The 10,213-nt window shown below is 47.1% G+C and carries 7 protein-coding genes; 1 reads left to right on the top strand and 6 read right to left on the bottom strand.

Features of this window, described 5'->3' with window-relative positions:
• The 3 genes from SFV55_RS08945 to SFV55_RS08935 all read right to left on the bottom strand — a co-directional run.
• Window positions 1-497, bottom strand: a 497-nt coding sequence (locus SFV55_RS08945; RefSeq protein ID WP_320029148.1) for an aminotransferase class I/II-fold pyridoxal phosphate-dependent enzyme, incomplete at its 3' end; no start/stop codon positions are given.
• A 196-nt stretch (window positions 498-693) separates the two neighbouring features.
• Window positions 694-1,797 (bottom strand): diphosphomevalonate decarboxylase, encoded by a 1,104-nt coding sequence (locus SFV55_RS08940; RefSeq protein ID WP_320029147.1) that lies wholly within the window; start codon window positions 1,795-1,797, stop codon window positions 694-696.
• 178 nt (window positions 1,798-1,975) lie between these two features.
• Entirely contained in the window at window positions 1,976-4,339 is a 2,364-nt protein-coding gene (locus SFV55_RS08935) for a M1 family metallopeptidase (protein WP_320029146.1), read from the bottom strand.
• A gap of 328 nt (window positions 4,340-4,667) precedes the next feature.
• On the opposite strand from SFV55_RS08935, the gene tnpA reads away from it, so the two are divergent.
• Complete coding sequence (gene tnpA / locus SFV55_RS08930; RefSeq protein WP_320029145.1) at window positions 4,668-5,114, top strand: IS200/IS605 family transposase; 447 nt, start codon at window positions 4,668-4,670, stop codon at window positions 5,112-5,114.
• A 219-nt stretch (window positions 5,115-5,333) separates the two neighbouring features.
• On the opposite strand, the gene thrC is transcribed toward tnpA, so the two are convergent.
• The 3 genes from thrC to thrA are packed head-to-tail and all read right to left on the bottom strand — an operon-like array spanning window position 5,334 to window position 10,127.
• Window positions 5,334-6,650 carry a threonine synthase gene (thrC, locus tag SFV55_RS08925; RefSeq protein WP_320029144.1) on the bottom strand — a complete coding sequence of 439 codons (1,317 nt, stop codon included), beginning with the start codon at window positions 6,648-6,650 and terminating at the stop codon, window positions 5,334-5,336.
• 33 nt (window positions 6,651-6,683) lie between these two features.
• Window positions 6,684-7,613: a homoserine kinase gene (locus SFV55_RS08920; protein WP_320029143.1), complete on the bottom strand. Its 930-nt coding sequence runs from the start codon at window positions 7,611-7,613 to the stop codon at window positions 6,684-6,686.
• 57 nt (window positions 7,614-7,670) lie between these two features.
• Window positions 7,671-10,127: a bifunctional aspartate kinase/homoserine dehydrogenase I gene (gene thrA / locus SFV55_RS08915; protein ID WP_320029142.1), complete on the bottom strand. Its 2,457-nt coding sequence runs from the start codon at window positions 10,125-10,127 to the stop codon at window positions 7,671-7,673.
• Window positions 10,128-10,213: the final 86 nt, after the last annotated feature.

Raw genomic sequence — 10,213 nt, 5'->3', positions numbered from 1 at the left:
TTCTTGAAACTTTCGAAGTCGTTGTGTTCAAAAGGAAAACGTTTGCCGATGTGCAAACGAACCCCATCGTAAATACAGCCGTGGCTGTCTTTGTCGTATACGACCGCATCGTGGCGGCTGAGTACAGAATCAATGATAGAGACTACTGCCTGGTAGCCGAAGTTGATCAGCAAGCCGCGCTCCTTTCCAACGAAAGTGGCCAGCTCTTGTTCCAATTGTTCGTGGTAAGGCGTTTCACCCGACATGATGCGTGCCCCCATTGGGTACGCCATCCCCCACTCCGCGGCGGCTTCAGCATCCACTTTCCGGATTTCCGGATGGTTGGCCAAGCCCAGGTAATTGTTCAAGCTCCAAACAATGCGCTCTTTCCCTTGAAAGATCATGCGGCTGCCGATTTCACCCGAGAGTTTGGGGAATGCATAATAGCCGTGCGCCAAGGCTGCATATTGTCCCAATGGACCGCGGTTGTCTAGTAATTTCTGAAAAAGATCCGCCATTACAAATTAGTTTTAAATTTGGTTCGAACTCTTTACTGAATTCAGTGGGCAAAGATATATACTTTATCGCTTTTTGCACAAATTCCGACAAAAGTCATTCGTAATCAATTAGCGAGGAAAAACGAAATCCAACGGCGTAGAGACGCACGGCTGTGCGTCTTTTGTGCAATTCGAGAAAGACGCACACCGTGCGTCTCTACGCGCTAAACTTCACAGGCCCTTGCCCCACTCGATCCCGAATCATTTTCCCATCCTCACAAAGTGGCAATAATTCAGATTGTATAAACGGAGCAACCTGCTCGGCAATTTCAGTGGGATACAACAAATGTAAGTTGGGGCCAGCATCAAGGGTGAAGTAGAGCGGCTGCCCGGTTTCATTGCGGTACTCCCGGATTTTTTCAATCATCGCCAGAGAGTTGGGTTTCATCAACAGGTAGGGTGGTTGTGAACTCATCATCAGGGCATGGAGCGTGAGTGCTTCGAGTTCGGCAATTTCACCGAAGGCATGTACATCTCCGGCTTTGAGCACATCGACCAATTTGACCATATTGTCGTTGGCCTGTTGGTAACGGGCTGCGGCGTATGGATTGCCCTCCATCAGCTGATGGCCGGCACGACTGGAAACACTTTTTTCTCCTTTGCTCACAATCAGAATATCATCGTGGTAAGTGTGGAAAACGGGGTGCACCCAATCGGCACAAGGGCTTGCCCAGAGGTCGGTGCTATCCGCGAGTTTTTCCAAAGTGCCCCATTCTCCCATTACTGGATACAAGGAACGACAAGCACTACCCGAACCCAATCGGGCGAAGTAAGAGGCTTTGCGGAAAAATTCAGCAGGGCTATTTAAAGTGCCAAACAATTCCTGCTCCATCGTACACAGGCACAAGGCCAGCGCACTCATGCTGGATGCCGAGGAGGCAATACCCGCTGAATGGGGAAAGGAATTGGAAGAATGAATTGTCAATTGGAATTGGGGTAAAAAGGGCATGATTTCACTGGCCGCCAATTCACTCAAAAACTTGTTGATCTTTTGGGCAAAGGCTGGCTGGGGCTGGCCTTCAAAATAAAAATCCAAAGCAATGTCACTGCTTTCCTGGGTACGTGGACTGTAGCTCAGTTCGGTTTCGGTATAAGCAGCTTGTAAGGTAAAACTGATCGAGGCATTGCGGGGGAGTTGTTGTCCGTGTTTGCCCCAATATTTGACAATGGCAATATTGGAGGGACTCTGCCAATGAATGTCGCCTGAAAAAACATAGCCCGGTGCCATGCGCAGAAGTGGATTGCGGTAGTGGTTTTGCATTGTTGAAGGGTTGATGGGAGGTAGAACACAGCACACAGGAGAGTGTTCAAACTTTAGACAAAGGTAGATAAAATGTAGCGGAGGAGTATATGTAAACCAATAAGTGTATATATTGTTTTTTATGTAATGCAAAAAAAAGAGTACAGGAATGGCCCTATACTCTCTTACCTTAATTTATTTAATTCGATCCACTAGTTTTCCCCTGCATCTTCTTCGCTTTCTGCATTGGGTTTTCTCCTGCTTCCATAAATGGCAAACGACCGCCAGCTCCTTTGAATAACTCAAAACGGCTCATTTGTGGTTTAGCGGGAAAGTAGTTATTTTCCATGTCCACATCAGAAGTTTCGAGGTAAGGATCAAGGGTGATTTGCACCGCCTCTTTTTCAGTGGTGAACACTTTGGTAACTTCCTCGTTGTTGAGGCGCCAGATTTCTACGGGTATACGGAACTCTTTAAAGGTACCGTCGGCAAAATCAAAACGCAGGATAAGTGGCATTACCAAGCCACCTTTGTTTTTGAATTTGATCTCATAGTAGTTTTTATTTGCACTGAGGATTTTTTTCTCCTCCTCACTCAGGCTATTGAAGTATTTCTGGTAATCCTCCTTGTCTAGGGTGGTCACCTGGAGTGGGTCGTAAGAGGAATAAAAATCCTTCAAACTTGGGTCGATGTCCTCCTGGGTTTTGGTGATTTCCTTTTCGTTGCGGATGCTGCTGATGTTGCGTGGTTGTTTCTCCTGCTCTTTGCGCGCCAGGGTTTTTTCCACCTCCGGATTCTTGCTGTCGGGGCGATACCATTTTACATCCTCCAGGGCAATGTCCACATTGTCGCAAGTATAAAACCAGCCACTCCAGAACCAGTCGAGGTCGATGCCACTCGCATCTTCCATCGTACGGAAGAAATCGGAAGGAGCAGGGTGTTTGAACTTCCAGCGGTTGGAGTACATTTTGAAGGCGTAGTCGAAGAGTTCGCGGCCCAGTACAGTTTCACGCAGGATGTTCAATGCAGCGGCGGGTTTCCCGTAGGCGTTGTTGCCGAGTTGGGAAACCTGTTCGGAGTTGGTCATGATGGGCTCCAACATTTTTTTGTCCATCTTCATGTAAGGCACAATGCTGTTGGCTGGCCCACGGCGAGAAGGGTAGTCGCGCTCCCATTGTTGCTCGGCCAGGAATTGAAGGAAAGAGTTGAGCCCTTCGTCCATCCAGGTCCATTGGCGTTCATCCGAGTTGACGATCATCGGAAAATAGTTGTGACCTACCTCGTGGATGATTACGCTGATCATGCCGTATTTGGTTCTTTCGGAGTAAGTGCCGTCTTTATCCGGGCGACCACCGTTGAAGCAAATCATCGGATATTCCATCCCGATCTGGTCGGTGTGGATGGACCAAGCTGCGGGGTAAGGATAATCAAAAGTATAGTTGGAGTACCACTTGAGGGTATGGGCTACAGCCTTGGTGGAGTATTGCCCCCAGAGTGGGTTACCTTCTTTGGGGTAAGCGGACATGGCCAAAACACTACTGCCATTGGCTTGCTTCACTGACATGGCATCCCAGATGAATTTGCGGGAAGTAGCAAAAGCAAAGTCGCGTACATTGTCGGCTTTGAAACGCCAGGTTTTTTCACCCTTGCCTTTTTCTTTTTCGTTCTCGCGGGCTTCCGCTTCGGTTACAATAAGCACTGGATTGGTATACTCAGATTTGGCTTTTTCAAAACGCGCCATTTGTTCTTTGCTCAAAACATCTTTTGCATTTTGGAGTGTACCTGTAGCGGCTACAATATGGTCATCGGGCACAGTCAGGCTTACATCGTAATTGCCAAATACCAAGGTGAATTCACCGCCACCCAGGAACTGCTTGTTTTGCCAACCCTCAATGTCGTCGTATACACACATGCGGGGGAAGAACTGAGCAATGGTATAGAGGTAGTTTTTGTCTTCGGAGAAGTACTCATAACCGGAGCGACCACCTAGTTTTAAACGATCAACAACATTGAACCACCATTTGATTTTGAAGGTGTATTTTCCTCCAGGTAAGATAGGAGAGGTGGGATCAATGCGCATCATGGTTTTGACCACGGTATGTTTGAGGTCCTTGCCAGTGGCGTCTTTTACAAAATCAAGCTTAAAACCACCGTCAAAAGTAGGGGTGAAACCATCTAGTTGGCGCAAAGTCATGCGCTCACTCATGGTGCTTTGGCGGGTGGAATAGGTGTCGGATTCTTCGTCGAACAGGTTTTGGTCCAACTGCAACCAAAGATACTCCAGTACATCGGGGGAGTTGTTGGTGTATGTGATGGTTTCTTCTCCATAGATGCGCTGCTTCTCGTCATCGAGTTTGATGTTCATCACATAGTCGGCTTGCTGTTGGTAGTAACGTTGGCCGGGCCCACCCGCTCCGTTGCGGTAGAGGGTGGGGGTGGGCAGCTCTTCGTGGAGCTGTTTGAATTTGTCTTTTTTGTCGGGTGTTTGTTGCCCCCAGGATGGGGCGACACACCATGCCAGAGCCAAAAACAGCAAGGCGATTTTGGTGGTATTTGGTTTCATCGAGTGGATGGTTTTGAATGCATGAATGATGATTGCGATTCTTAAAGGTACAAAAGGGGATGGATTAAAAAAAGGGGGAGTGGTGAAGAAGGGGGATGTTCCACGTGGAACATCGTGTGTGGCCTCGGTTTTTTCCCACGAATAAATTCGTGGGGTGGGGCGGCGGGGTGGCCTCCCACGGATAAATCCGTGGGTTGGCGTTGCGTTTTTGAGGGGAAGGGTGTATATTTGAAGTGCTTTTATTTATGATATACCTTTCTATTGAAACTATTATTTACACATCCTTTCGAGCTGATTTGATTTCTTTAATCCAAAATGCTGTTGTTTTATGGCTCATTCTAAAGTCAGGATGTGGGTGCATGTCGTGTTTTGCACTAAGTATCGGAGGCAATTTATCTCGCCGGATGTAAAACCCAAGATGTACGAATTGCTGCGTAAAGAACTAAGAAAGAAGAAATGTACAGTGGATGTGATGAATGGAATGCCTGATCATGTGCATATACTTTTGCAGTTGGATGCGAGTAAAAGCATTGCCAGCTTGCTCCATCAATGCAAGGGAGCGAGCTCAAATACCATCAACAAAGAAGGGTGGTTTGATCGTGAATTCAAATGGTCGGTGGGTTACGGTACTTTTTCGGTAAGCCAATCGCTTGTCGATAAAGTCCGAACCTATATCTTAAACCAGGAAAAACACCACGAAAGAATTAAATTCAAAGAGGAATATAACCGACTCCTCAAACTCCACGGCTTAGAACCCGACGACCTCGAAGATTAAAAACCCTTTTTCTCGAGTTTAGGTCTAGTCTTAAGCTTCCCCGCCAACCCACGGATTTATCCGTGGGAGGCCACCCCACCGCTTCACCCCACGACTTCAGTCGTGGGTCGGGTCGGGGAGATGAAGAAGGAGGATTTAGAGGGGCTATAATAACTACAAAAAAGGCGATGTTCCACGTGGAACATCGCCTTTTCCTCTTCTCAAACCCTCCCGTATTCTCTAACTATTCCTCTCCAACCACCCCTTCAACTCACCATACTCTGCTTCCAATCGATCCGCCTTTTTCTCCCGATCTGCCAACTCCGCCAACCTCTCCGGTACCTCAATCCGATGCCCCAATATTTCTTCCACATCATCCAAAAACTTCGCCGGATGAGCCGTCTCTAAAATTATTCCCCTGGTATTGGGATGCTCCCGTTGGTATTCCTCTAATGCCAAATACCCCACGGCCCCATGAGGATCTAGGGTGTATCCATACTTTTGATCCACCATGCGCATAATTTCTGCCGTTTTCGCATCGTCAAAAGCATAGCCACTGATCTGTTCTTTGAGATTGTTCCACGTGGAACAATCATCTGAACCCAGATATAAATCGAGCATTCGGGCAAAATTAGAAGGATTACCTACGTCCATTGCATTAGATAAAGTGCGCACTGAAGGACGAGCTTGATACTCTCCTGTTTTAATATAGGCTGGAACAACATCATTCGCATTCGTTGCTGCTATGAAATGATGCACAGGTAAACCCATTTTTGCCGCCAACAGCCCAGCAGTAATATTGCCGAAGTTGCCACTTGGCACACAGAAAACAATGGGGTCGCCCTCCTTTTGGAGTTGCTTAAACGCCTCGAAATAATAGAAAGACTGAGGAATCAGGCGGGCAATATTGATTGAATTAGCTGAACTCAAGCGCAATTTTTGATTCAACGCTGTGTCTAAAAAAGCCTGTTTAACCATCGCCTGGCAATCATCAAAAGTACCGTTGATCTCCAACGCACTTACATTGTGACCCAGGGTAGTCAATTGTTTTTCTTGTAGCATACTTACCTTGCCACTAGGGTAGAGGATGACCACCCGGATACCCGGAGTTTTATAAAATCCCGCAGCAACAGCCCCGCCAGTGTCTCCGGAGGTAGCCACCAAAATGGTCAACTCACGCTCATTTCCCCGATTAAAATAGCTCATCAACTGTGCCATAAACCGGGCCCCGAAATCTTTAAAGGCCAGCGATGGACCATGAAAAAGCTCCAGGATGTATTTCTGCTCATCCAGTTTTACCACCGGAGCTGGAAAATCCATTGAGTTTTCCAGGATGTTTTTTAGATCTGCAAGTGGGATGGTTTGGCCAAAAAGGGTGGTACAAACCTCTTGAGCAATCTCCAAAAAAGAGTATTGGCTCAAGTTTTGGATAAACTTAGGGTCAAGTTGAGGAATTTGTTCCGGCATGTACAAACCATTGTCATCAGGCAAACCTTTCATCACCGCTTCCTGTAGACTGGCCTGGTTGTTTTTATTTTTTGTGCTGTATAAAAGCATGGCTTGAAATTTTGATAATTTGGCTTTTCGTTTTTACAAACGAATCGCTCCTTGTTGATTGATGGGGGAGACGAACAATTGGCAATTGATCTTTTCTTCAATGTAGATTTTTTCCATTGCTATACCTACATTTTCGGCCACGGCCTGGCTTGAGCTCAAGGCAAAAATAGATGGTCCGGCCCCGGAAATGCTACAACCCAAAGCTCCGGCATTGAGCGCTGCAGCTTTGGTGGCATAAAAATGCGGGATCAATTGAGCGCGCTGTGGTTCGATGATCACATCGTGTAAAGAGCGAGAAAGTAACCCGAAATCGCTATTGTACAAGCCCACCATAAACCCGGCGAGATTTCCACATTGCTCAATGGTCGCACTCAATGAAACCTCTTTTTTTAAAATGGCTCTGGCTTCACGAGTCAATACTTCTACTTCAGGATAAAGCACACTGGCATAAAGCCCATTGGGCACCGGGATGTTGTGTACGTCCAGGTCCCGATTGCTGCGAATGAGCACAATGCCACCGAATAGGGAAGGGGCTACATTGTCGGCGTGGTAAGCACCATCGGCCAGTTGTTCACCCAATACAGCAAAGTGCAATATTTCTCTTTTGCTCAAACGACCGCCGAGGAGTTCATTTACTGCCATGACACCCCCTACTGCACTGGCCGCGCTAGAACCCAAACCACTTCCAAAAGGCATTTTTTTGTGGATTTCCATTTCAATGCCCCACTCGTTTTCGCCCAGGTGTTCGAGTAATTTATAGGCAGAAAAACTTGCTGTGTTTTTTAATGGATCCATCGACAACTTGCCTCCATCGCCGGTGATGCGGGTGATGCGGATTCCTGGCTTATCTGAAAAACGTGCTACAATTTCATCGCCTGGTTTGTCCAGTGCAAAGCCCAGGATGTCAAAACCTACTGCTACATTGGCTACCGAGGCTGGCGCAAAAACGCTTACAGAATTCATGTTTTGTTTGGGTATTTAAATCAAAACCCTAGTATGAAGCCATACCAGGGTTTTGATTTAGTTGAGGTAATTTCCAATTTTGATGATCTCCGAGAAAATACCAGCCGCGGTTACTTCTGCTCCGGCTCCCGGGCCACGTACCACCAAGGGGCGATCTTTATACCGTTCGCTGGTAAATACAATCATGTTGTCGCTGCCACTTAGTTGATAAAACGGATGTGTCGCATCTACACTTTGTAGACCGATACTCGCCACACCATTTTCCAGGGAAGCCACCATGCGGAGCACCTTTCCGTCTGCCGCTGCTGCTTCGGCCAATTGGGTGAAGTAGTCATCTGCCTTTTTCAATTCTTCAAAAAAGGCTGGAACATCTGGAGCATTCCGACAGACTTCGGGTAACACCGGATGAATTAGTACATCCTCGGATTCAAGTGCCAACCCCGTTTCCCGGGCCAGAATGATCAACTTGCGACGTACATCAATCCCGTTCAAATCGATCCGTGGATCAGGTTCGGTAAAGCCACGTTTTTGCGCTTCGCCAACAATAGAGCTGAACGAGATGCCAGGTTTGAAAGTATTGAAGATAAAAGACAAAGACCCCGAGAGCACCGCTTCAATTTTCAGGATGCGATCACCACTGACGATTAAATCATTCAAGGTGGAAATCACGGGCAGGCCTGCTCCAACATTGGTTTCATACAAAAACAAAATGCCCCGTTTCTTAGCCGTTTTTTTCAACTGCAAATATTGCTCATAAGCCGATGAGGTAGCAATCTTATTCGGAGTAGAAATAGAGATGCTGGCGTCCAGAACTTCGTTGTAGTGTTTGGCAATTTGTTCGTTGGCCGTATTGTCTACGAAGATGGAGCTGCTTAGGTTCATCGACTTCATTTTTTCCACAAAGTCTTTGATTTTCATCGGCGTTTCGGAACTGCTGAGCTGGTCCCGCCAATTGTCCAAATCAATGCCATTTTCGTTAAAAAGCATCCGTTTGCTATTGGCCAGGCCTACTACTTTGACTTCCAGGCTGTGTTCTTTTTTCAAAAACTCGGCGTGTGCCTTGATTTGTTTTAACAAAGTGCTTCCAATGAGCCCAACCCCCACCATAAACACATTGACAAAAGCGGTGTCCGAAAGGAAAAAGGCTTCGTGCAGTGCATTCAAGGCTTTAGACTCATCGGCGCGATTGATGACTACCGAAATGTTGAGTTCGGAAGAACCTTGAGCAATGGCCACCACGTTGATCCCGTTTTGGCCCAAGGCCTGGAACAAACGACCCGAAATACCCGGCAGGTAACGCATATGTTCACCGATGATGGCTACTACGGCCAGGTCATTCTCCATTCGTACAGGATCGACCAAACCCGACTGTATTTCGTATTCAAATTCTTTTTCAACCTGTTTGCGGGCCTTACTGGCTTTGTCTGGTTGTACTGCAAAACTGATTGAATGTTCAGAAGAGCCTTGGGTGATCAAAATGACGTTGATACCTGCGCTGGCTAATGAGCCAAACAAACGAGCCGCAATTCCCGGCACGCCAAATAAGCCACTTCCTTGAAGCGTAAGCAGGGCGATATTGCCAATAGAAGAAATACCCTTGACTGGCGTGCGCGAATCATCCTGTTTGTCAGATACCAAAGTACCTGGGTGGCTTGGATTGAAGGTGTTTTTGATCCACATCGGGATCTTCTTGGCCAACACGGGCTGGATGGTCGGCGGATAAATGACCTTAGCCCCAAAATGGGACATCTCCATCGCTTCAGCGTAAGTCATCTCCGGAATGGAGAAGGCTTTTTTTACCCGGCGTGGATCGGCGGTCAGTACTCCATCCACATCCGTCCAAATCTCCAATGAACCAGCATCCAAACCGGCCGCAATCAAGGCTGCTGTGTAATCAGAACCTCCCCGCCCCAGGGTTGTGGTTAAGCCACCTTTGGCTGCCGCAATAAATCCGGTAACAATTTGAATATCTGTATTTTGCTGGTAGTACTTTTTGATGTTTTCGTAAGTCAAGGCCAAATCAACTTTAGCATTTCCGAAATTTTTATCGGTGACGATGATCTTACGGGCGTCCAGGTACGCAGCGCTTAACCCGGCTTGTTGGAGCGCATGAGCAATGATGAAAGCCGAATTGCGTTCACCAAAGCTGATTACATAATCCATGGTACGGGTAGAGGCCTCCCGGACCAAAAAGATACCATAGAGTAGGTTTTTCAATACCTCATGGTTGTTTTCTAAACCCGCCAATACCTCGCCCAAATAAGGCTCAGGCAATAAATCTCTGGCTGCATCGGTATGTCTTTTGCTAAAGGCCAGGAATTGTTCATAATACGACTCGTCCCCTTTGGCGGCCAGGCTGCTCATGTTGATCAAGGCATCGGTGACTCCTCCAAAGGCTGAAAAAACCACGGTGAAGTGGTCACCTCGAGCAGCATAACTTTTTAAGATGTCAACAATTCCACGAATCCGATCAGGAGTACCCACGGAGGAGCCTCCAAACTTCAGTACTTTCATAACTCAATGCATTTGCAATTACAGATGTATGATGGTTGATTCACACACTATTTACACGACAATGTGGTCGTATTTGGTTGGCAGGC

It is taken from the genome of Haliscomenobacter sp. (assembly GCF_033763495.1).
Taxonomy (GTDB): Bacteria; Bacteroidota; Bacteroidia; order Chitinophagales; family Saprospiraceae; genus Haliscomenobacter.
The sequence above is the reverse complement of the archived record's forward strand: the minus strand, read 5'-3'. Positions and strand labels throughout refer to the sequence as shown.

Bases quoted from the DNA above. Each gene is read 5' to 3' on its own strand.
- SFV55_RS08935 (WP_320029146.1), bottom strand. From the start codon at position 4,339: ATGAAACCAAATACCACCAAAATCGCCTTGCTGTTTTTGGCTCTGGCA.
- SFV55_RS08940 (WP_320029147.1), bottom strand. From the start codon at position 1,797: ATGCAAAACCACTACCGCAATCCACTTCTGCGCATGGCACCGGGCTAT.
- SFV55_RS08920 (WP_320029143.1), bottom strand. From the start codon at position 7,613: ATGAATTCTGTAAGCGTTTTTGCGCCAGCCTCGGTAGCCAATGTAGCA.
- thrA (WP_320029142.1), bottom strand. From the start codon at position 10,127: ATGAAAGTACTGAAGTTTGGAGGCTCCTCCGTGGGTACTCCTGATCGG.
- tnpA (WP_320029145.1), top strand. From the start codon at position 4,668: ATGGCTCATTCTAAAGTCAGGATGTGGGTGCATGTCGTGTTTTGCACT.
- thrC (WP_320029144.1), bottom strand. From the start codon at position 6,650: ATGCTTTTATACAGCACAAAAAATAAAAACAACCAGGCCAGTCTACAG.